General features: G+C 44.6%; 2 protein-coding genes. Both read left to right on the top strand.

The genetic code is table 11. From position 1 onward, the window contains the following. Positions 1-143: 143 nt before the first annotated feature. The gene (folK, locus tag AB4238_RS16740; RefSeq protein ID WP_371994828.1) at positions 144-620 is read left to right on the top strand and encodes a 2-amino-4-hydroxy-6-hydroxymethyldihydropteridine diphosphokinase; all 477 of its coding nucleotides are present in this window, start codon (positions 144-146) and stop codon (positions 618-620) included. 143 nt (positions 621-763) lie between these two features. Continuing rightward, positions 764-1,014: 3-methyl-2-oxobutanoate hydroxymethyltransferase (locus AB4238_RS16735; protein WP_408019749.1), on the top strand; the 251-nt coding region annotated here is incomplete at its 3' end.

Here is a 1,014-nt window from a genome sequence, read left to right as displayed (position 1 = left end):
GCATGGTGGAAGAGCTTTGTTGAAGGTAGTGAAGATCAACGCAATGTTATTGCAAAATCGACTAACAAAGGCGGCCGTAATCGCAACTCTCAACGCCGTCGTCGCAAGCCTTCAGATAAAGCAGCACCCAAACCTGCAGAATAATGATCCAAGTTTATGTCGCACTAGGGGCTAACTTAAGCGAGCCTATCGAACAGCTCAACAATGCTTGCCAAGCATTGTTGAGTATTGCCGCAGAAAACTCATTAACGGTATCGCCCTATTATCGCTCAGTGCCAATGGGCGATGTTGAGCAACCCGATTATGTTAATGCCGTCGCCGGCTTTAAAACAGAACTCACTCCCATTGCCTTACTCGACGCACTACAAAAAATTGAAAATGAACAAGGCCGACTGAGAACGGTTCGCTGGGGGCCTAGAACCTTAGATTTAGATCTGCTGCTATATGGAAATGAACAGATAAAGCTACCTCGCCTGATAGTGCCTCATTATGGAATGAAGCAACGCAGCTTCGTATTAGTGCCATTATTTGATCTAACCCCAACACTTGTACTACCTGATGAAGTACCGTTAAGCAGTTTAATAACAGACGCTTTGGTTGCCGAACTACAACTCGCGTAGTAGCACTAGCTAGAGAATTCATTTTCATGGCCATTTTTTGATAGACTATTCACATTAGTAAAGAAGTTTGACTCCATGATCATTGAAGTTCAGGGCCACTTGGCTTATAACAACTTCACCATTTAGGTTTTAAAATTACCACTATGTCCAAAATTACGAGTTCCACATTGAGAACCTTCAAGAGTGAAGGCAAGAAATTCACTGCATTGACGGCCTATGATGCCAGCTTTGCAAACGCATTCGATAGCGAAGGCGTTGACGTGCTATTAGTCGGTGATTCTATGGGGATGGTACTTCAAGGACATAACGATACGCTGCCTGTAACCGTTGACGATATTGCCTACCATACTCGCTGCGTTCGCCGTGGCATTGAACGCTCGTTACTCATCGCTGA

Origin of the sequence: Shewanella sp. 10N.286.45.A1 (assembly GCF_041470405.1) — a bacterium.
Taxonomy (GTDB): domain Bacteria; phylum Pseudomonadota; class Gammaproteobacteria; order Enterobacterales; family Shewanellaceae; genus Shewanella.
Note: the sequence above shows the minus strand (reverse complement) of the source record. Positions and strands in the feature narration are given on the sequence as shown.

Bases quoted from the DNA above. Each gene is read 5' to 3' on its own strand.
- folK (WP_371994828.1), top strand. From the start codon at position 144: ATGATCCAAGTTTATGTCGCACTAGGGGCTAACTTAAGCGAGCCTATC.